Source organism: Martelella sp. K41-7, assembly GCF_055808365.1.
This window is the reverse complement of record NZ_CM147867.1, coordinates 2418390-2437683: the sequence shown is the minus strand read 5'-3', so window position 1 is coordinate 2437683 and position 19294 is coordinate 2418390. Positions and strand designations below refer to the sequence as shown.

At 59.3% G+C, this 19294-nt stretch carries 19 protein-coding genes and 1 pseudogene; 13 read left to right on the top strand and 7 right to left on the bottom strand.

Going from position 1 to position 19294, the window contains the following annotated elements:
• Positions 1–136: 136 nt before the first annotated feature.
• From AC0L7L_RS11570 to AC0L7L_RS11560, 3 genes are all read left to right on the top strand, one after another.
• On the top strand, positions 137–919 hold the full coding sequence (locus AC0L7L_RS11570) for an N-formylglutamate amidohydrolase (protein WP_272212075.1): 783 nt from the start codon (positions 137–139) through the stop codon (positions 917–919).
• Positions 920–936: 17 nt separating this feature from the next.
• Positions 937–1239, top strand: coding sequence for a DUF1244 domain-containing protein (locus tag AC0L7L_RS11565; protein ID WP_473509111.1), 303 nt, complete (start codon positions 937–939; stop codon positions 1237–1239).
• 93 nt (positions 1240–1332) lie between these two features.
• The gene (locus tag AC0L7L_RS11560; protein WP_272212073.1) at positions 1333–1599 is read left to right on the top strand and encodes a DUF2312 domain-containing protein; all 267 of its coding nucleotides are present in this window, start codon (positions 1333–1335) and stop codon (positions 1597–1599) included.
• A gap of 69 nt (positions 1600–1668) precedes the next feature.
• Here AC0L7L_RS11560 and AC0L7L_RS11555 read toward each other — a convergent pair whose 3' ends face one another.
• Entirely contained in the window at positions 1669–2427 is a 759-nt protein-coding gene (locus AC0L7L_RS11555; protein WP_473509109.1) for a sulfite exporter TauE/SafE family protein, read from the bottom strand.
• A gap of 97 nt (positions 2428–2524) precedes the next feature.
• Between AC0L7L_RS11555 and AC0L7L_RS11550 the strand changes: the two genes are divergently transcribed.
• The 6 genes from AC0L7L_RS11550 to AC0L7L_RS11525 all read left to right on the top strand — a co-directional run bounded on the left by AC0L7L_RS11550 (position 2525) and on the right by AC0L7L_RS11525 (position 9747).
• Positions 2525–4279: a thiamine phosphate synthase gene (locus AC0L7L_RS11550; protein WP_473509107.1), complete on the top strand. Its 1755-nt coding sequence runs from the start codon at positions 2525–2527 to the stop codon at positions 4277–4279.
• A gap of 111 nt (positions 4280–4390) precedes the next feature.
• Positions 4391–5548, top strand: coding sequence for a GGDEF domain-containing protein (locus AC0L7L_RS11545; RefSeq protein WP_473509105.1), 1158 nt, complete (start codon positions 4391–4393; stop codon positions 5546–5548).
• 67 nt (positions 5549–5615) lie between these two features.
• On the top strand, positions 5616–6413 hold the full coding sequence (locus tag AC0L7L_RS11540; RefSeq protein ID WP_272212067.1) for an inositol monophosphatase family protein: 798 nt from the start codon (positions 5616–5618) through the stop codon (positions 6411–6413).
• Positions 6414–6573: 160 nt separating this feature from the next.
• Complete coding sequence (locus AC0L7L_RS11535) at positions 6574–7602, top strand: flagellar motor protein MotA (protein ID WP_473509102.1); 1029 nt, start codon at positions 6574–6576, stop codon at positions 7600–7602.
• Between the two features lie 2 nt (positions 7603–7604).
• A complete protein-coding gene (locus AC0L7L_RS11530; protein ID WP_473509100.1) occupies positions 7605–8636 on the top strand; it encodes a peptidoglycan -binding protein in 1032 nt (343 codons plus the stop codon).
• A 223-nt stretch (positions 8637–8859) separates the two neighbouring features.
• A complete protein-coding gene (locus AC0L7L_RS11525) occupies positions 8860–9747 on the top strand; it encodes a DMT family transporter (protein ID WP_272212063.1) in 888 nt (295 codons plus the stop codon).
• A 7-nt stretch (positions 9748–9754) separates the two neighbouring features.
• Here the strand turns inward: AC0L7L_RS11525 and AC0L7L_RS11520 are convergent, their stop codons facing one another.
• A complete protein-coding gene (locus AC0L7L_RS11520; RefSeq protein ID WP_473509097.1) occupies positions 9755–11542 on the bottom strand; it encodes an ABC transporter transmembrane domain-containing protein in 1788 nt (595 codons plus the stop codon).
• 195 nt (positions 11543–11737) lie between these two features.
• Here AC0L7L_RS11520 and rpmE point away from each other — a divergent pair, with 195 nt between their 5' ends.
• Complete coding sequence (gene rpmE, locus AC0L7L_RS11515; protein ID WP_272212060.1) at positions 11738–11959, top strand: 50S ribosomal protein L31; 222 nt, start codon at positions 11738–11740, stop codon at positions 11957–11959.
• A 74-nt stretch (positions 11960–12033) separates the two neighbouring features.
• Here the strand turns inward: rpmE and AC0L7L_RS11510 are convergent.
• The 3 genes and pseudogenes from AC0L7L_RS11510 to AC0L7L_RS11500 all read right to left on the bottom strand — a co-directional run bounded on the left by AC0L7L_RS11510 (position 12034) and on the right by AC0L7L_RS11500 (position 14304).
• Positions 12034–12458 (bottom strand): annotated as a pseudogene (locus tag AC0L7L_RS11510) (DUF1465 family protein).
• A gap of 372 nt (positions 12459–12830) precedes the next feature.
• Entirely contained in the window at positions 12831–13031 is a 201-nt protein-coding gene (locus AC0L7L_RS11505) for a DUF1192 domain-containing protein (RefSeq protein ID WP_272212058.1), read from the bottom strand.
• Positions 13021–14304: an MFS transporter gene (locus AC0L7L_RS11500; RefSeq protein WP_272212057.1), complete on the bottom strand. Its 1284-nt coding sequence runs from the start codon at positions 14302–14304 to the stop codon at positions 13021–13023. Before AC0L7L_RS11500 ends, AC0L7L_RS11505 begins: the two co-directional genes overlap by 11 nt.
• Positions 14305–14508: 204 nt before the next feature.
• Here AC0L7L_RS11500 and AC0L7L_RS11495 point away from each other — a divergent pair, with 204 nt between their 5' ends.
• Complete coding sequence (locus tag AC0L7L_RS11495; protein ID WP_272212056.1) at positions 14509–14667, top strand: hypothetical protein; 159 nt, start codon at positions 14509–14511, stop codon at positions 14665–14667.
• Between the two features lie 55 nt (positions 14668–14722).
• On the opposite strand, the gene AC0L7L_RS11490 is transcribed toward AC0L7L_RS11495, so the two are convergent.
• Positions 14723–15919, bottom strand: coding sequence for a phosphoglycerate kinase (locus AC0L7L_RS11490; RefSeq protein WP_272212055.1), 1197 nt, complete (start codon positions 15917–15919; stop codon positions 14723–14725).
• Between the two features lie 227 nt (positions 15920–16146).
• Positions 16147–17937 (bottom strand): potassium/proton antiporter, encoded by a 1791-nt coding sequence (locus AC0L7L_RS11485; protein WP_473509094.1) that lies wholly within the window; start codon positions 17935–17937, stop codon positions 16147–16149.
• 206 nt (positions 17938–18143) lie between these two features.
• On the opposite strand from AC0L7L_RS11485, the gene ruvC reads away from it, so the two are divergent.
• Positions 18144–18656 (top strand): crossover junction endodeoxyribonuclease RuvC, encoded by a 513-nt coding sequence (ruvC, locus tag AC0L7L_RS11480; RefSeq protein ID WP_272212051.1) that lies wholly within the window; start codon positions 18144–18146, stop codon positions 18654–18656.
• 13 nt (positions 18657–18669) lie between these two features.
• A complete protein-coding gene (gene ruvA, locus AC0L7L_RS11475; RefSeq protein WP_473509092.1) occupies positions 18670–19290 on the top strand; it encodes a Holliday junction branch migration protein RuvA in 621 nt (206 codons plus the stop codon).
• Positions 19291–19294: the final 4 nt, after the last annotated feature.

Genomic DNA, 19294 nt, shown 5'->3' with positions numbered 1-19294 from the left:
GAGTCGCTTTCAATCGATTTGCAGCCCCTATCATAATCCCCCGCCGCAGGCGAGGCAAATGGCGCTGTCGCGGCTTGCCGAATGTGCCGATCCTATGCCATCACCCGCATTATTGTTAATTATGCGGCGGATATCCATGCCGAACATCAACGCTTATGAGAGAATAGACGGAAAATATGACACGGGTTTAGTCCTGCTGGCTGATCATGCCATGGCGGCGGTGCCTGCGGAATATGGCGATCTCGGCCTGGACCCCAGCGTTTTCAGGCGTCACGTCGCTTATGATATCGGCGTGGAAGCCTTGACGCGGGCGCTTGCCCGGCGGCTTTCCTGTCCTGCGGTCCTGTCCACCTTTTCCCGTCTTCTGATCGATCCCAATCGCGGCGAGGACGATCCCACGTTGATCATGAAAATATCTGACGGGGCGATCATTCCTGCCAATCATCCAATGTCCGTGGAAGAGCGTGAAAGACGGCTTCATCTTTTCCACAGACCCTATCACGACGCCATCGACACGGTGATCGGCGCGGCCGAAGCGGCCGCCGGCAAGCCACCATTGGTGATTTCGGTGCATTCCTTCACGCCGCGCTGGAAAGCAACTGCGCGACCCTGGCATGCCGGTGTGTTGTGGGATAGCGATCCGCGGGCCGCACGCCCGATGATCGAGATGCTTGCCGGCATTGACGGTGTGATCGTCGGAGACAACGAGCCCTATGACGGCGCGCTGAAGGGCGATACAATGAACCGGCATTGCATGAAAAACGGCATCGCCCATGTGTTGCTGGAGGTTCGCCAGGACCTGATTGCGGATGAGGCCGGTGTTAATCTCTGGGCTAGCCGTCTCGAGCCGATCTTCGCCCTTTTGAATGCAGATGACCAGCTGCATGAACGCCGCCTTTATCCCACCCGAACCGAATGAAAGTGCCGGAGGCTGAGATGACAGATTTGAGTGAAGAGCAGCAACGCGATCTTGAGGCTGCGGCCTTCCGGCGGCTGGTGGCGCATTTGCGCGAACGTAGCGACGTGCAGAACATCGATCTGATGAACCTTGCCGGTTTCTGCCGCAATTGCCTGTCCAACTGGTACCGCGAGGCAGCCGAGGCGGACGATATAGCGCTGACCAAGGACGAAGCGCGCGAAATTGTCTACGGCATGCCCTACGAGGTTTGGAAAGCGCTCAATCAGCAAGAAGCAAGCGCGGCGCAAAAGGCAGGATTTGAAAACAACAAGCCAAAGTGAATAATCGGGACAATCGAAGAACGAACTTGACCTGACCGGCCGTTTTCGGCAGGCAGAAGCCCAAACATTTTTCAGCGACATAAGGAGTTGACCATGGCCGACGACGCACACGGCATTGCGCGCGATCAGTTGCGTTCGATCATCGAGCGGATCGAACGTCTCGAAGAAGAAAAGAAAACGATCTCGGATGACATCAAGGATGTCTATGCCGAGGCCAAGGGCACCGGTTTCGATACCAAGGCGCTGCGCAGGATCATCGCGCTGCGCAAGAAGGACGAGCAGGAGCGTATGGAGGAAGAAGCCGTTCTGGACACCTACATGATCGCGCTCGGCATGATTCGCGAGCCTTCCGAGGGGTAGTGGTTCGCGCGCCCTGAACGGCAGAACGCGGCCAACGGCCGGCTGAGACCGTGGCCGCGATCAGCTTTCCTAAAAGCCGTCGAGGACGAGTTTCATGCCGGCCAGAAATGCCATGGCGTACATGAACGGATAAAAAACCTCCATCCGCATGCGCTTGACGACCATGGCGCCGGCCACCGTGGCGACCACGGCGAACGGCAACAGGCTTGCCGACGCCACAAGGTTCGGCGTTCCGAGCTCGCCGAGCGCGTAATAGGGCAGAAGCTTCATCACGTTGACGATGGCGAAGAAGCGGACACTGGCGCCGGTGTAGGATTTCGGATCGAGCTTCAGCGGCAGGGTATAGATCTGATAGGGCGGTCCGCCGGAATGGGAGATGAAGCTGGTGTAGCCGGCGATGCCGCCCCAGATGGTGGCGGCAACAGGGCGCTGGCCTGCGGCAGGTTTTTCGATCTTTTCGCCGGGCTTCCATCTGTCATAGAAATATTTTCCGGCAAATGCCACAGTGGCGAGACCGACGAGCATGCGTGTCAGCTCGAAGGGAACGGCAGAGAAAGTGTACCAGCCGAGAATAGTGCCAATCACAGCACCGGGGAGGAGTATCCGCAATGTCGGCCAGTGGCCGTATTGTCGCCACGACCATAACGCGACCGCATCCATGACGATCAGGATTGGAAGCATGATGGCTGCTGCTGTGGCCGGTTCGACAACAAAGGTCAGGATAGGGACGCCGAGCAGCGCGAGCGCGCCGCCCATGCCGCCTTTCGTCAGGCCGACAAGAAGAACGGCGGGGATCGCCGCCGCGTAAAAAATCGGATCGGGAAGCATGAAATCAAAGCACCTGTTGAAACTCCGCTCTAACGGATTTATCGGGAAATAGCGAGGGGGCGAACCGCCGCCTCCGCACCGGAAGGGATTGAGGAACATGGATACGGAACAGGATCGTTGCCGACTGGTGCTGATAGCGCCGCAGATCGCAGATATGAAAACGCAGGAAAAGGCGATTGCCGATGCGCTGCGCGGTGGGGATGTTGCCTCGGTGATACTTCCCCAGTTCGATGAGCCGGTCGAGGCCTTTCAAGAACGCGCCGAGCTGATCGTGCCGATGATCCAGAACTATGAAACGGCCGCAATCATTGCCGGTGATACGCGGGTTGCCGGGCGCGTGAAGGCGGATGGTGTTCATGTCGAAGGCGGCGGGGTGGAGGCCCTTGCCGATGCGATGGAGCGGTTCTCTCCGCGCATGATTGTCGGTGGCAGCGCCCCCAAGGACCGGCACCAGGCGCTGGGGATGGGGGAACTAAACCCGGACTATGTTTTCTTTGGAAAGCTTGATGGTGACACCCATCCGCATGCGCACCCCAAAAACCTCGAACTCGGGGAATGGTGGGCTTCGATGGTCGAGATTCCCTCCATCGTGATGTCTGGAAGCGAACCCGCCAGCGTTATCGAAGCGGCGCTGACCTGGGCGGAGTTTGTTGCTGTCGGCAAGGCCGTCTTCTCGGCACAGGGGGCGCTGCTGCCATGGTTGCCCAGATCAATGCCGCGCTTGACGAAAAAGCGCCACGGTTTGATTATTGATGAGGTCATGACCCTTTCCTGTCGTCGCACACTTGCCGCTATTCTCGTTGTTCTCGCGTCTCCCGGGGTCGGCTTGGCGTTGACGGCGCGGGAGTTCGCAACAGATGCAGGGTTGGTGGCCGGTGCGCCGGGCGATGCCCTGCAAGGCGGAACCTTTCTGCCGCCCGATCTGGCCGCTCGGCCGCATCAGGGTTTCCTGTTGAGCGGAGAAGATGCCGTCCCCGCTTCCAGTCTTTCGGAGCCGCCTGAACGGACGCCCTATGAGGGGCCGGTCGACGACGCCTACGGGGCGTATCAGCGCGGCCTGTTCAATGCCGCCTATGAGGCCGCGATCAAGCGTGCCGGCAAAGGCGATCCGCGTGCCGAGACCCTGATTGCGGAACTTGTTGAACGAAAGCTGATCGCTGAAAGCCGAGCCGGGCCGCCCGACCCATGGTATCGCATGGCCGCCGACAGCGGTATGCCCTTTGCGCTTAACCGCTATGGCATGCTTCTGCTGGAATCCGATGACGAGGGTGAGCACGACAAGGGGCGCATTCTCATCAAGCAGGCTGCCGAGGCGGGCGACCCTATTGCCGCTTTCAATTATGCAAGCCTTCTTGTGCAGGACAGTCCCGGACGAGAGGGGCTTTTGGCGGCGCTGCCCTGGTTCGAACGTGCCGCCGAGGCCGACGTTGCAGACGGTCAGTATGCACTCTCGCAGATCTATCGGTCGGTTGAAGGTGTCCCTGATGAAAAGAAACGCCTTTGGCTCTACTGGCTGCGCCGCGCGGCCGCTGCGGAACACGATACCGCCCAGATCGATCTGGCGCTTGCGCTGATCAATGGCGCGGGCATTCCCCGCAATGTTGCCGAAGGCTTCGACTGGATGCACCGTGCCGCCCTCAACGGTAATCCGGCCGCGGCAAGCCGGCTCGCTTATCTCTATCTCAACGGCATCGGCACACCTGTCGACGAGGATGCTGCCATCACTTTTTATCTCAGTGCAAGGTCCGTCGGACTGAAGGACCAGAAGATGGAGTCGCTCCTGTCATCGTTGCCGCCTCAAGAGCGTGCGAAGCTGAGATTGAGATCGCAGGCAATCGTCAGACGGTATTAGGTTGAAATTTGTTTTTGCCTATCGCTTCGGATGGGGGTGGTGTATCTCTGAAAGGGGCAAAGCGCTTGTGGCATGTCTCGCGGGGGCGGCGAAAGCGGGGAGTTCGGTTATTTGATACAGTTCAGTATTCTCGGACAATTGATAGCGAGCCTCGGAATGGGCGCGCTCGTTGTGATGGGATACGGACTGATCCTGCGCCATTTTCGCGGGCGGTGGTATGAGCAATATGCCAGCGCTATCGTGCTGGCATGCGGCGCTCTGGCTTCAATGACAAATCCGATTACGCTTCAAACTGGCATCATCTTCGATGCGCGTGCGGTGTTTATTGCGCTTGCAGGTCCGTTCGCGGGGCCTGCCGGGGCAGCTCTGGTCGCAATCTTCGTCGCGATACCCCGGATCCTGATCGGAGGCGAAGGGATGATAGCGGGAGTGGCCGGGATCGCTATTTCGGCGTCCGTCGGGGTGGTCTTCGCCAGGTTCGCTCCGAAGCGACGTACGATCGGAAGTCTGTTCGTTCTGGGGTGTATGACGTCGCTGACGGCCGCTTCTGTTTTTCTTCTGGATTTTCGGACCGCGATGGTGGTTTTGGGCAGTATCGGTATTCCGACTACCCTGACCAGTATTGTTGGCGTCATCATTCTCGGCTCGGCCCTGGAAGCAACGAAACGAAACACCGACTATCTGCGCGTTGTTGAGTTTAATGCCGAGCGTGATCCGCTGACGGGGCTTTTCAATCGCCGTGCCCTGTATCAGTTCGAGGGAAATATATCCCAGGCTGCGAACTCGGAAAATCAAGTCGGCTGTGTTGTGCTGTTCGATATTGATCGCTTCAAATCGGTCAATGACCGGTTTGGTCATGTGCGCGGCGACGATGTGTTGAAGACGGTCGCGACAACAGTGAAAAGCAGGGTGCGTCGATCTGACTTTGTCGTGCGCTATGGCGGAGAGGAGATTGCCGTCATTTTGCTTTCAACATCGGTCGACAATGCTTGGCTTATTGCCGAGAAAATCCGCGTGATAGTCGAAAGCCATGTATTCAGCCATGATGGCGAACCCTTTTCGGTCACAGTCAGCGCCGGAATTTCTGAATTCGAGGTCGGCAAGATACGTATCGAGGCGGCCCTCGATGGAGCCGATCGTGCGCTCTATAAAGCCAAGGATGCAGGACGAGAACCGCACGGAAGTCCTTGTTGTCCCGAGTGTTCAGAAGGTTTCCATGACCGCAAATGCCTGACAGGCCTTGAATTTCGGTGCGTTCTGTGGTCATGAACCGCCCAACAGCCTGTTTGCCGTCAGCGGAATGACCGTGCCGGCGCGTTAATCAAGGAATCCCGTTATGGCCCGTTCAGCCCTTCTCAATGTCATGGTTCAGGCCGCGCTGAAAGCGGGTCGGTCGCTGACCCGCGATTTCGGCGAGGTGCAGAACCTGCAGGTGTCCGTCAAGGGACCCGCCGATTTTGTATCCCAGGCGGATATCAAAGCGGAAAAGATCGTTCGCACCGAACTCTTGCGAGCGCGCCCGACCTATGGTTTCCTGGGTGAGGAAGGCGGCGAAGAGACCGGCTCGGATGGCCAGCATCGCTGGATCGTCGATCCTCTCGATGGCACTACAAACTTTCTCCACGGAATTCCGCAGTTTGCAGTGTCGATCGCGCTTGAGCGCTCCGGCGAAATCGTCGCCGGTGTCATCTTCAACCCCATACTGGACGAGCTTTATGTGGCGGAAAAGGGTGGCGGTGCGTTCTGCAATGACAGGCGCATCCGCGTTTCGGCACGGCGCAAACTTACTGACGCGGTGATCGGATGCGGCGTGCCGCACCTCGGTCGCGGCCAGCATGGCAAGTTCCTTGTGGAGCTGCGCCATGTCATGGGCGAGGTCGCCGGTATTCGTCGTCTCGGTGCCGCTTCGCTGGATCTTGCCTATGTCGCAGCTGGAAGGCTTGACGGCTATTGGGAAGAGGCCCTCTCTGCCTGGGATATGGCAGCCGGTCTCATTCTTGTCCGTGAGGCGGGCGGATTTGTTTCCGACACCAAGGGTGGCCAGCAATGCCTGGAAACCGGCAGCGTTGTCGCCGGTAACGAGATGATCAGGATCGCGCTCTTCGATCAGCTTCAGCGTCGACTGGAAAAATAGGGCCGGCTGTTCCGGTGGACCGAACACCAGTTTTGCGGGCAACGCCCTTCAAATCGCCCGCATTTTCGAATAGAGCTTTGGTGACCGGCCGGAACGGAAGGTTGTTCGGCCTCGCAGCAATGCGGGGTCGCTGAAGGTGATGAGCGGAGGATAGGGCGAAATGTCGGATTTCGAACTCGAGCAGGACGATCGGCGTCACCCACAGCCGCGTGGTTTCGCACAGAAGATGTCGAGCCCGATGACCTTTGTCTGGACGATGGTCATCTTTCTGATTCTCGTCGGCTTTCTTGTGGCGATCCTGTATCGTCAGGCGAACGAATATTTCATGACCAATCCGGGCCTGAACGGGCTGATCCTCGGGGTTTTGCTGATCGGCATCCTGATGGTGTTCTCGCAGGTTATGGCGCTTCGCCGAGAGGTCACCTGGCTGAATTCATTCCGCGCTGCGGGAAGCGCCGACCGCGTCGGACGCGATCCGAAACTGCTGGCACCGATGCGCGCCCTGATCGGTAGCCGTCAGACGATGGCGCTGTCGACCGCGTCATTGCGGTCCATTCTCGATTCCATCGCAACCCGGCTGGACGAGCAGCGTGACACCTCGCGCTATCTGGTCGGGCTTCTGGTTTTTCTGGGCCTGCTTGGCACCTTCTGGGGCCTGCTCGGCACCATTGGGTCGATCGGCGACATCATTCAGAATCTGGATCCGAATTCCGGCGATTCTGCCGATGTTCTCGATGCTCTGAAGGACGGTCTTGCCGGACCTCTTTCGGGCATGGGCACGGCGTTCTCGTCTTCACTACTTGGCCTTTCGGGCTCGCTCGTTCTGGGGTTTCTCGATCTGCAGGCGGGCCGCGCCCAAAACCGCTTTTACATGGAGCTGGAAAACTGGCTCTCAACCCTGACCGACGTGACATCGGATCTGGCACCGGCGCTTGAAGGTGTCGCCAGCGGATCAGCCGAACAGTTTGAGGTCCTCGCGGGAGAACTGCGTCGCATCGCCGAGGCGAATGGCGCAGACGCCGCCTCCGTGCCTGCCATGGCCCAGCTTGCCGAAGGCATCCAGGGCGTTGTCAAGAACATGCGCAACGAGCAGCAAATGCTGCGCGACTGGATCGAGGCGCAGCATGAGGAATCGCAGGAGATGCGCCGCACGCTTCAGCGCCTGACCGACAAGCTTGGAGACCGGTAGACATGGCGCTGGCCCGCAACCGTCGATCCAACCGCAACGTCGACTACTGGCCCGGGTTCGTCGATGCGCTGTCGACGCTGCTGCTGGCGATCATGTTCCTTTTGACCGTGTTCGTGATCGGCCAGTTCATTCTGACCCGAGAAATCTCCGGCAAGGATGAGGTGCTGAACCGGCTGAACAGCCAGATTGCTGAATTGACGCAGCTTCTGGCACTCGAAAAAAGCAACACCCAGGACGCCAACGATACGATCGCTTCTTTGCAGGCCTCTCTTGCCTCCGCACAGGCAGACAGGTCCCGCCTGCAGTCGCTTCTGGACGAAGGGGCGGGTGTCAGTGACGTCGCCCAGACCCGCATCAGCATGCTTTCGCAAAACCTTGAGGAAGAGCGTCAGCTGACCGCAAAGGCGCAGAGCCAGCTTGCACTGCTCAATCAGCAGATTTCGGCGCTTCGCGCGCAGCTTGCCGCCGTCGAGGAGGCGCTGGAAATCTCCGAAGCCAAGGACGACGCCTCGCAGGCGCGGATCGCCGATCTCGGCCGCCGCCTGAATGTCGCTTTGGCGCAGAAGGTGCAGGAACTCAACCGCTACCGCTCCGACTTCTTCGGCAGACTGCGGCAGATCCTCTCCGACCGCGAAAACATCCGCGTTGTCGGCGACCGCTTTGTGTTCCAGTCCGAAGTGCTGTTCCAGTCCGGCGCCGACGAGCTCAATGATGATGGCCGGGCCGAACTGGCCAAACTGGCGACGGCCCTTCTCGAGATTGCGCCTGAAATCCCCGAGGATATCAGCTGGGTGCTGCGCGTTGACGGTCACACGGATGATGTGCCGATCCGGCCCGGTGGTCAGTTTGCGGACAATTGGGAGCTATCGTCTGCACGTGCGAATTCCGTTGTGCGCTATCTGATCTCGCAGGGGGTACCGGCCAATCGGCTTGTTGCGGCGGGTTTTGCGGAATACCAGCCGATCGCTCCCGGCAATTCGCCCGAGGCGCGCGCCCAGAACCGCCGTATCGAGTTCAAGCTGACAGAACGCTGAGGCTTTCGCGAAACCGTATTGTTCTCCGCCATCGAACGGGCGGTTGCGCTTGGGCTTGCCTTTGTCGGCGCTCTTTCCTATCCTGAATACTCCGCAAGGGTGGTACGGTATCTTGTATGCCCATCCGCCGCGCCTTGAAGGGGCGCTGTTCTTCCTGACAAGCGGACGGGGGTTCCTCCAGGAAGCATCCCAAAACGAACAGATGCTTGTTCAGGAGTTATTGATGACCTTCGTCCTGCCCGCTCGGGCTGTGCGCTGGCGGCCAGACAGCCGCCTTGCCGCTATTTTTCTGATGATTGCCGGCGTTGCCGCTTTCACGTGTGTCGATACATTCACCAAGATACTGACGGCGCGTCATGCACCGGTCGTGCTGGTTTTCGTGCAGTCCGGGCTGGCGGCGCTGATGGTGCTGCCGATTGCCGCCATGAAAGGCTCGGCCGGGTTCCGACTGCGCTCGCCGCGCCTGTTGCTGATCCGCTCCGCGCTGGGCGTTGCGGTTAGTTTTCTGATCTTCACCTCATTGTCTCTGTTGCCGTTCACCATTGCCTCCTCGCTGTTTCAGCTTGAGACGTTTTTCGTGATCCCGCTGGCGATCCTGCTCTTGAAGGAAAAGGCGGACTGGCGTCGCTGGCTTGCCGTCGCACTTGGCCTTTGTGGAGCGTTCCTGATCCTGCGTCCGGGCAGCGAGGCATTTCAGGCCGCGGGGCTGGTGGCGATTGCGGCAGCCATCGCGCTCGCTGCAAAGAACATCGTGTTGAAGATGCTGGCAATGAACGAGGCCTTCGTGCCTGCGCTGTTCTGGATGTATGCACTGATGGCGACAATCGCCGCCATTCCCGCCATGTTTTTCTGGTCGCCGATCGGATTGGATGACCTCGGGCTGCTGCTTGTGTCGGCGTTTTTGGTCAACGCCAGCAATTACTTCATGCTGAAGGCGTTTTCGATGGCCGATGCCATGGCGCTCACACCGGCGCTGCACATGGCACTGCCGCTGGCGGTGATAATGGGGCTGATCGTCTTCGGAGAATGGCCGCAGCCGATTGTCTGGGCCGGTATCGCGCTGATCTTCGCGGCAACTTTCATGCCCACCGGCAAAAAGTTGGCAGGCTGACCCGTACTCAGGCGCTTTCCTCGGAATTGAACTGAAGGCGCGCAAGCCGGGCGTAAAGTCCGTCGCGGGCGACCAGTGTTTCGTGTGTGCCTTCTTCGACGATGTGCCCTTCATCCATTACCAGGATCCGGTCGGCTGAAAGCACGGTCGCCAGCCTATGGGCGATCACGAGTGTTGTGCGGCCTTTCATCAGCGCGCCGAGTGCAGCCTGAACCAGTGTCTCGCTTTCCGCATCGAGTGCCGATGTTGCCTCGTCCAGCAGCAGAACCGGTGCATCGCGCAGCACGGCACGGGCAATCGCGATCCTCTGGCGCTGACCGCCTGACAAGGTGATGCCGCGCTCGCCTGCCATCGTATCGTAGCCGTTCTCGAGCCTTTCGATGAAGCCGTCGGCCTGAGCGGCGATCGCTGCTGCGCGAACCGCTTCGCGCGTCGCGTCGGGTTGGCCGAGCGCGATATTGTCGTGGATGCTGGCGGCAAAGATGGCGACATCCTGTGGCACCAGCGCGAATCGGCTGCGCACGGCCTCGGGGGCCGCCTTGCGCAGGTCCACGCCGTCCAACCGGACTTCACCCTCGTCGGGATCGTAAAACCTCAGCAGCAGTGAGAACAGCGTGCTTTTTCCGGCTCCCGAAGGGCCAACAACGGCAACGGTCTCTCCAGGTGAAACGGCAAGAGAAAGCCGGTTCAATGCACCGGCTTTGGCACCACCAGTCGGGTAACGGAATGAGACCTTGTCAGCTTCAAGGCCGCCGCGCGACGGCGCGGGCAGGGTCACGGGGTTGTCCGGAGCCTTGATGGCGGAGGGTTCAACCAGGAGCTCGGTGAGCCGCTCTGCAGCCCCGGCGGCAAGCGACAGCTCGCCCCAGACTTCCGAAAGCTGGCCAAGGGCGCCAGCGGCCAGAACCGAATAGAGCAGAAACTGGCCAAGCGTGCCGCCCGACATGGTGCCGGCGAGCACGGATTGGGCACCGAACCACAGAATGGCTGTAATTGAGCAGAACACCATGGAAATGGCCACCGCCGTCAGTGTCGCCCGCGCCTTGAGCGTCAGGCGTACCGCCGAAAACGCGCCTTCGACGCCGTGGCTGTAGCGGTTTGAGGCCATGTCTTCGGCGGTAAAGGCCTGCAGGGTTCGGGTGGCGCCGATTGCCTCGCCGGCAAATGCGGTGGCGCCGGCCAACTGGTCCTGTGCGGTGCGTGAGCGTGATCGCACCTTGCGTCCGGCAGCAATCAGCGGCAGGACCACCAGCGGGATGGCTGCGATCACCAGCACCGAAAGGCGCGGCGACGTGTAGATCATCATCGCCAGCGCGCCGGTCCCCATGATCAGATTGCGCAGCGCGATCGAGGCGCTCGCGCCGAAGGCGGATTTGATCTGCACCGTATCGGCCGTAAGCCGGGAAACGATTTCGCCCGACTGGTTGATGTCGAAGAAGGCAGGAGACAGCCTGATGACATGGGCAAACACATCACGCCGGAGATCGGTGACGACCCGCTCGCCGAGAATCATCACGAAGAAATAGCGAAGAGCGCTGGAAATCCCCAGTGCCAGTGCCATCAGGCCCAGCACCAGAAAATAGTTGTTGATCAGTTGCGCGTCGTCGGAGGAAAAGCCATGGTCTATAACCCGGCGCACGGCGACAGGCAGCGCGAGCGTTACAAGAGAAGCGATCAGCAGGAAGGTGAGGGCACCGGCAACAAAGCCTCGATAGGCTGTGATGTAGGGCAAAATCGCAGTTAGCGGGCGAAGCTCCTTGGCCCTTCCGCCGCTCGTCTTGGCATTTCTGCTCACGGGTATTTCCTTCACTCGCGCCGGTCAGGATATTGCGCCCGGCGGCTCTTGTTATTCGGCTCACGTTCCTGTATAGCGACCGCAACCTAATCGACAGCCGTGGCCTTTTTTGAGGTCCCACGGCTTTGTTTATTCAATAGGCCCGGCGGGCGCAATGGCAGCCGGACCTGGAACGAACTTGCAGGAACGAGAGTTATGAAGGCTGATATTCATCCCGACTATCACATGATCAAGGTCGTCATGACGGACGGCACGGAATACGAAACGCGTTCGACCTGGGGCAAGGAAGGCGATGTTCTGAACCTTGACATCGACCCGACCTCGCACCCGGCATGGACCGGCGGATCGCAGCAGATGCTCGACCGGGGCGGTCGCGTCTCGAAGTTCAACAAGCGCTTCGGCGGTCTTGGTATCTGATTTCTCAATCAGACGGCAGAATACAAAAACCCGGCCTGCGCGCCGGGTTTTTTGTTGCGGCATTTTCGGATGATTTATCGTCTTGCGAATGCGGCTTGCAGCAGGTCGATCTGGGCGATGACCTGATTGTTGGCCGGTTCCGGTTCGACACGATCGCGCATCAGGCTCTCATCGAGCTTGCGGATACGGGTTTCAAGCCGTGTGGCGTGGTCTGCCAGATCGCGGAAGCCGGGGGGAGTTCGCGCCATGACGAAAGCCCGTCCTCGTTTCCGCCGCCGCCCAGCCGCAGCTTGGTGCGCTCCTGGATCACCTGTTCACGGCTCATTTCACCGGAATTAAGTGATCGCTGCAGCAACAGCCAGGATGCCAGCTGCATCAGGCGTGTGGTGAGGCGGATCGATTCTGCGGAATAGAGCGCAGCAGCCTGTGGGCTGAGCAGTTGCGACGCCGCCCGACCGGGCCCGTCCAGATAGGCCGCCGTATCTTCGACGAGCGACATGCCTTCGGCATAAAGGACTTCGAATTGCGGTGAGTTGGCGGCTCGTCCGGCAAAATTAATCGGGTTTGCCCCTGTATTGGTCATCTGCATACTCTGGCTACGCTTGTTCCCGCGGTACTCTTGGTGCGGCACGTTTTCAACAATGTTGACAACAAATAGACCTGTACAGCATTTCCGCAAGCCGTTTCTTAATGAACGGTTAATACCCACCGCCGATTGTGATTTGGCCAAAAAAAGAGCCGCGAATAGCGGCTCGTAAGTCAAAGGGTGATGATCGGAATAAAGACAGAGATCCCGACTCCGGCAAGCGGATGCCCTATAGAAACGCGGGAAGGTTAATATCCGGTTAATCGGCGTTCGGTCCCGCATCGGCTACTTCTTCTTGAAGAAGTTTTCGGCGGCTTCGCGGCCGCTGCCCTTCTTGCCGATGGCAGTCTCGAGCCGTTCAATCTCGCGACGCAGATCCGCGATAAAACCATGCAGGGCTTCGACCGAGTGCTCCTCAAGGTCAGCGCCGATAACGTACTGACCTTTCGGCGGTTTCTTGGCGTCGTTTTCGTCATCAAGCGGCATGATCGTCCCTCCTTTCCTCGTCTTCCGAAACGGGCGTGTCTCGGTTCGGGTTCTTCAGCGCCATGCCTTCGGTTGTGGAAACCGGGGTCGCCGCATCCGGCATCGCGGTGAAAGCATCGCGATCGGAAACGGGGATGGCGGCGCGGATGCGCGAACGGATGATCGCATAAACGAGGATCAGCACATGGGCAGTCGCGGTTACCATGAACAGCGCATAGGGGCCGAAGTTTGACATTATCGGACCGCCGACCGTCGGGCCGATGATCGTGCCGATGCCGAACAGGAACAGCAGACCACTGGCGATCTTGACGTAATCTTCCGGACGGGCGAAGTCGTTCGCATGCGATGCCGTGATCGGGTAGAGCACGTTGGCGGTTGCGCCATAGATGGCGATGAGGACGATCAGCGTGGTGCTGCCGGGCCTGAAGACAACGACGGTGATGGCCGCCGCTGCCGCGATTGCTGCCAGCCCGGCGATCACATGGCGACGGTCCAGGCGGTCGGAAAGCCGACCGAAGGGAACCTGCGCCAGCGCGCCGGCCAGAATGGCACCGGTGACCAGATAGGCAATCTGTGAGTCTGGAAGTCCTGCACGCGAGGCGAAAACCGCCGCCAGTGTGCCGAAAGCGCCATTGGCAATGCCGGTCAACAGCACGCCGAAGAAGGCGACGGGCGAATTGCGATAGAGCAATTTGAGATCGATCCTGACCGCCTGGAGCGGACGCGGCGAGGCCGCGTTCGAAACCGTCGTTGGCAGCATTGCGATGCAATAGAAAATGCCGGCAACCATGAACAGGATCGGCGTATTGGGGTTGCCGAAGCCGACGGCCATCTGTCCGCCAACGACACCGAAAAGTGTGATGCCGGTGTAGAAGGTAAAGACCGTGCCGCGGCTTGAATTGTCGACGCGCTCATTAAGCCAGCTCTCGATGATCATTTGGGTTCCCGCCATCGCGAACCCGGTCGCTGCGCGCAGCACGATCCAGCCGAACTGATTGACGAAAACGCCTGTGATCAGCGCCACCATGCAGATGACAGCGATGAAGCCGGAAAAGGCACGGACATGACCAATGCGCATGATCAGCTTCGGTGCCAGCAGACAGCCAAGCACGAAGCCCGACGCCCAGGACGTGCCGATGAAACCGAGCGCAATGTCGCTGTAGCCTTCCGCCGTGCCGCGCAGTGGCAGGAGAAGGCCGTGAAGACCGTTGCCGAAAAACAGGAAAAGGGTGCCAAGGAGCAGCGCGAAAACAGGGAAGAGATTGCGTTTCATCAAGTCGCCTGAGTGAATGAAAGTCATAAAGGATGCTTAGGTGCAACGCAGCATCAGCCGCGTATGTTCCAACGATATTATCACCAAGTACCGGGAATGCACTGAAGAATTCGCCTTGCACCGGGTGACGCGCCAGCGTGTGCAGGCTATGAGGGGAGCAGTTTTGCAACAAACCGCCCGAAGCTCGGGCGGGCAGGGGTGTCCATGGCCAAGCTGATATCACTGCTTCTCATCGCCGCCATGGCGGTTCAGATCATCAGGCCGCTTGGTCTGCCGGGGCTGAAAAAACGAATGGATTTCTGGAAGATTGCCCCATTTGCTCTGGCGATGATGGTGCTCGTCCTGATGATCCGGCCGTCCTGAGGCGAAAAAGGCGGCCCGAAGGCCGCTCTCGTTGATGCGCCGTCTTATGCGGACATTACTTCTTCAGGATATCGACGCCGGGAAGAACCTTGCCTTCCATCCATTCCAGGAAGGCGCCGCCTGCGGTCGAGACATAGCTGAATTCGTCCTTGACACCGGCATGATTGAGCGCGGAGACCGTGTCGCCACCGCCGGCAACGGAAGTGAGCTTGCCAGCTTTTGTCTGTTCTGCGGCAAACTTGGCAGCTGAGACCGTGGCGGTATCGAAGGGCTCGATCTCGAAAGCGCCAAGCGGACCATTCCAGACCAGCGTTTCGGCCTTGCCAATCCACTCATTGATGACCTTGACGGACTGAGGCCCGACATCCAGCATCATCGCATCGGCGGGCAACGCGTCGATCGCGACCGTTTCGTTTTCCGCATGAGCCTTGAACTCGCGGGCCACGACGCCGTCGACCGGCAGCACGATGGCGCAGTTCGTGTTCTTTGCCTTTGCCATGATCGCGCGGGCTGTGTCTGCCAGGTCATGCTCGCACAGCGACTTGCCGACATCGATGCCCTTGGCAGCAATGAACGTGTTGGCCATGCCGCCGCCGATGACCAGCGCATCGACCTTTTCAATCAGGTTCTGCAACAGCTCGATCTTGGTCGAAACCTTGGCTCCGCCGACAATGGCGACGACCGGATGCTTGGGATCGCCGAGACCCTTTTCCAGCGCTTCGAGTTCCGCCTGCATGGTGCGGCCGGCATAGGCCGGCATGTGGTGGCCGAGGCCCTCGGTTGAGGCATGGGCGCGGTGGGCGGCTGAGAAGGCATCGTTGACGTAGATATCGCCGTTCTTGGCCAGTTGAGCCACAAAGTCGGGATCGTTCTTTTCTTCACCCTTGTGGAAACGGGTGTTCTCAAGCAGCAGTATGCCGCCATCCTTAAGAGCGCCGATCGCGGTCTCGGCGGCCGAGCCGACGCAGTCGTCGGCAAATTGCACGTCGTGGCCCAGAACCTTCGCGACTGTAGGAACGATCAGCTTCAGCGACATGTCCGCAACGACTTCACCCTTCGGACGGCCGAAATGGGCCATCAGGATGACCTTTGCACCCTTTTCCGAGAGTTCGAGAATGGTTGGGGCAACTCGTTCGATCCGCGTCGCGTCAGTGACCCTGCCTTCGCTGACAGGCACATTGAGGTCGACGCGGACCAGAACGCGCTTGCCGCTCAGGTCGGAAAGGTCATCGAGTGTTTTGAAGGCAGGCATGGATGTCTTCCTTTTTCGGTTGGAAGGCCGGCAGAGCGGCTCTTCTGGATTGTTCTGCCGGCAGCGGCCTGTTGAAAGGCTTCGGCATGCCGGTCTTTTCGTCCGGTGCGGGTTGCACTGTCAAAATCGTCTTGGGCGCTTCGATTCCTATTCAAAAACGGTGCAAGCGGCAATGACAGAGGTCAGAAAAGCGCACAGGAATGAAAACCCTTCTTTTGCCCGAGGGCCTAACGCTTAAACTTGCTCCATCTTTTCGTGGTCCGGTCCCGCCACCGCCGGAAAAGGCGCGGCGTGTTCTGCTCTTCTGGTTCACGCCAGACGCCGATGGACGTTACATTGTGGGCCTCGTCCGCTTCACGCACGATCAGCGACAATGGCCCCAGATGCAGGCGGTCGGCGATCTGTGGCTTTCCACCGAGCTTTTCCTTCATGAAATCGGCCAGCCGGTTTTCTTCTGCACCGGGCGGGATCACAACCTTCGGGTCGATGGCGCGCAGCTCGCGAAGCGGTCGGTCCGGCATCAGTACATCGGTGCCGAGCATCGGTTCCTCACCGTCATTGCCAACCGTTTTCGGATCCGCAAAAAGCCGGTCCAGAAGATAAGACATGCCCGGAACGACGAACAGATAGAGATAATCCCCGGCCTTCAGATTGCCGGCATAGAAATAGCGCATCGACAGTCCGTCGCGGACAACAAGCGACGGGATGGCCCAGCGTGGAATAAGCGCACCTTCAAGCACCGGGGCGCCTTCGGCAAGCCGGTAGACCAGCAGCTCATGTTTGGCGTTGCCCGGCAAGTCGATTTCGACGGTTTCAAGCGCGCCACTCGCCTTGGGGCGTACCAGTTTCAAAAGACGGGCAACGGGGCCAAGCATCCAACCCTGCATGATCAGGGATACGAGCACCATGATGAAGACAATGTTGAAATACAGGCCCGCATTCTCCAACCCGTAGATCGCCGGCAGGATGGCGAGCAGAATGGAAGCCGCGCCGCGCAGCCCGATCCAGGCGATGAAATTTGTTTCGCGCGGCCGGTAATTGAAGAGACACAGGCAGAGCCAAACGGCGATCGGCCTTGCGACAAACACGAGAAACAGCGCCAACGCCATAGCGGGAAGAAAGATATCCGGAAAGTTGCGCGGTGTCGCCAGAAGGCCGAGCAGCAGGAACATGATGATCTGGGCAAGCCAGGTCAAACCTTCCTGAAACCGCCTGATGGAACCAGAATAGCGCACGCGCCGGTTGCCCGCGACAAGACCGGCAATATAGACCGCCATAAAGCCGCTGCCGCCGGCTGCTCCGGTGGCAGAAAACACCAGAAGCGCTACGGTCAGAACCAGGATCGGCGCCAGCCCGCGGTTAAGCCCGAATGAATTGGCGATCACGGTGGTCAGGATGCCGCCCGCAAGCCCGAATAAGAGCCCGAAACCGATTTCCCGGATGAAATGAAGCACCATCTCGAGCGTCTCTTCCCCAGCCGAACCTTGCACCGAAAGTATGGAAACAAGTGTCATGGTCAGGAAGATCGCCATCGGATCATTGATGCCGGATTCCACTTCCAGCGTGGAGCTTACCTTGTCGACGACATGGATATTGCCGATGCGCATCAAAAAGAACACTGCAGCCGCGTCTGTCGAGGCGACGATAGCGCCAAGCAGAAAGCCTTCGAGCAGAGAAAAGCCGAGAATGACTGTGGCTGCCACGGCCACAAGGGCTGCGGTGAGCAGAACTCCGACTGTTGCCAGAAGGACCGCCGGAGCCGCTGTGCTTTTGAACCTCTTGAAAGAGGTGCCGAAGCCGGAATCAAACAGGATCACGGCAAGCGCAAGCGAACCGACATAGAATGTCAGAGCATCATTATCGAATTCGATGCCAAAACCGTCTGTGCCCGCCAGCAGGCCGACGACGAGAAAGAGCAGCAGCAGCGGTGCGCCGAACCGGTATGCGAGGGCGCTGGAAAGCGCGGCGAGGAGGACGAGTGCGGAGAAAATCATCACCGCGAGATAAAATGTAGTCAATCGTCTTCCCTTTCGGCAGGCAGACGCAAACGCACCAACCCCGTACACAATTTAAATAGTTGATTTTGTAGGCAAGATAGTACGTGCCAGACTACATTTAAAGTCTTGGTCGCGATCGCCGGCGGAGATTGGCGCGGTGGTATCGATGTTTTTGTTTTGTTCACTTTTCTCTGGAAGGCTCGGGGCAACACGGATAGGGTGAACCCATGGAAAAGACGATTCGTATTCTCGGCATCGATCCGGGCCTTAGGCGCACCGGCTGGGGTGTGATCGAAACGCTGGGCAATTCGCTGAGATTCATCGCCTCCGGCACGGTGACCACGGATTCTCAGATGGATCTTGCCTCACGTCTGCGGCAGTTGCATGACGGACTTTCGGAAGTGGTCCATGGCCAGCGTCCAGATGAAGCGGCTGTTGAGCAGACCTTCGTCAACAAGGATGCGGTGGCGACGCTGAAGCTCGGTCAGGCGCGCGGCATTGCGCTTCTGGTGCCATCGCTCGCCGGACTGCATGTCTCCGAATATGCACCCAACGCGGTGAAGAAGGCGGTGATCGGCGTCGGTCACGGCGACAAGAAACAGATCCACATGATGCTGAAGGTCTTGATGCCAAAGGTTCAGTTCACGGGTAGTGACGCAGCTGATGCACTGGCAATCGCCATCTGCCATGCCCATAACCGCGGTGCAAACCGGATGATGAAGGCGGCATTGGCCGGGTGACGGGATAACGAGCATGATCGGCAAGTTGAAGGGTGTGATTGACGAGATCGGCGACGACCATGTGCTCGTCGATGTCCACGGCGTCTGTTATGTGGCGTTCTGCTCGGCGCGCACTTTGTCGCGCATCGGTTCGCCCGGCGAGGCGGTGACGCTGGTGATCGAAACCTTCGTGCGCGAGGATCAGCTTAAGCTTTACGGCTTCATCAGCGCCGAGGAGCGCGGATGGTTCAATCTTCTGCAAAGTGTGCAGGGGGTCGGAACCCGGGTGGCGCTCGCCATTCTCTCGACACTGACGGCGGGCGAGATATCCAATGCCATTGCCCTTGGCGACAAGACGGCCGTTTCGCGTGCGCCAGGCGTTGGTCCCAAAGTCGCCACCCGCATCGTCACCGAGCTGAAGAACAAGGTTCCGGCTGGGCTTTCGATGAGCGACAGTGAAGGCATTGCCTTCCGCCAGGACGTCGGCGAGGGCACTGCGCCTGCTGCCGTTTCCGATGCGATTTCCGCGCTTACCAATCTGGGCTATTCGCGTGATCAGGCGGCCGGTGCCGTCTCGGCGGCGCTGAAAAAGGCGGGCGAGGGGGCCAACAGCGCAGTTCTTATCCGTCTGGGGCTGAAGGAATTGGCGAGTTGATCCC

Bases quoted from the DNA above. Each gene is read 5' to 3' on its own strand.
- AC0L7L_RS11570 (WP_272212075.1), top strand. From the start codon at position 137: ATGCCGAACATCAACGCTTATGAGAGAATAGACGGAAAATATGACACG.
- AC0L7L_RS11565 (WP_473509111.1), top strand. From the start codon at position 937: ATGACAGATTTGAGTGAAGAGCAGCAACGCGATCTTGAGGCTGCGGCC.
- AC0L7L_RS11560 (WP_272212073.1), top strand. From the start codon at position 1,333: ATGGCCGACGACGCACACGGCATTGCGCGCGATCAGTTGCGTTCGATC.
- AC0L7L_RS11555 (WP_473509109.1), bottom strand. From the start codon at position 2,427: ATGCTTCCCGATCCGATTTTTTACGCGGCGGCGATCCCCGCCGTTCTT.
- AC0L7L_RS11550 (WP_473509107.1), top strand. From the start codon at position 2,525: ATGGATACGGAACAGGATCGTTGCCGACTGGTGCTGATAGCGCCGCAG.
- AC0L7L_RS11540 (WP_272212067.1), top strand. From the start codon at position 5,616: ATGGCCCGTTCAGCCCTTCTCAATGTCATGGTTCAGGCCGCGCTGAAA.
- AC0L7L_RS11535 (WP_473509102.1), top strand. From the start codon at position 6,574: ATGTCGGATTTCGAACTCGAGCAGGACGATCGGCGTCACCCACAGCCG.
- AC0L7L_RS11530 (WP_473509100.1), top strand. From the start codon at position 7,605: ATGGCGCTGGCCCGCAACCGTCGATCCAACCGCAACGTCGACTACTGG.
- AC0L7L_RS11525 (WP_272212063.1), top strand. From the start codon at position 8,860: ATGACCTTCGTCCTGCCCGCTCGGGCTGTGCGCTGGCGGCCAGACAGC.
- rpmE (WP_272212060.1), top strand. From the start codon at position 11,738: ATGAAGGCTGATATTCATCCCGACTATCACATGATCAAGGTCGTCATG.
- AC0L7L_RS11505 (WP_272212058.1), bottom strand. From the start codon at position 13,031: ATGCCGCTTGATGACGAAAACGACGCCAAGAAACCGCCGAAAGGTCAG.
- AC0L7L_RS11500 (WP_272212057.1), bottom strand. From the start codon at position 14,304: ATGAAACGCAATCTCTTCCCTGTTTTCGCGCTGCTCCTTGGCACCCTT.
- AC0L7L_RS11495 (WP_272212056.1), top strand. From the start codon at position 14,509: ATGGCCAAGCTGATATCACTGCTTCTCATCGCCGCCATGGCGGTTCAG.
- AC0L7L_RS11490 (WP_272212055.1), bottom strand. From the start codon at position 15,919: ATGCCTGCCTTCAAAACACTCGATGACCTTTCCGACCTGAGCGGCAAG.
- ruvC (WP_272212051.1), top strand. From the start codon at position 18,144: ATGGAAAAGACGATTCGTATTCTCGGCATCGATCCGGGCCTTAGGCGC.
- ruvA (WP_473509092.1), top strand. From the start codon at position 18,670: ATGATCGGCAAGTTGAAGGGTGTGATTGACGAGATCGGCGACGACCAT.